Here is a 217-nt window from a genome sequence, read left to right on the forward strand (position 1 = left end):
CATGACTGCCAGAACGAGTATGAGACTGCAGACAATGGATTCTATCCATATGTATTCCATGGGAACCCATCCTTTTTTGGGAATTATGCTCAAATGCCATGTACCGTTTGGAACCTGAATCACATCCTCCACGGCATCCGTCACAGAAAAGTCCGCGTTCTGTATGATATTCTGCACCTTGCCTGTATCCGGATGGATCCGCCATATTTTATATTTG

General features: G+C 44.7%; 1 pseudogene. It reads right to left on the minus strand.

The features are described 5' to 3' along the window. Positions 1 to 217: pseudogene (locus HJV72_RS19300) on the minus strand (sensor domain-containing diguanylate cyclase); the annotation flags it as partial.

This window comes from Extibacter sp. GGCC_0201 (assembly GCF_017566055.1).
Classification (GTDB): Bacteria; Bacillota; Clostridia; order Lachnospirales; family Lachnospiraceae; genus Extibacter.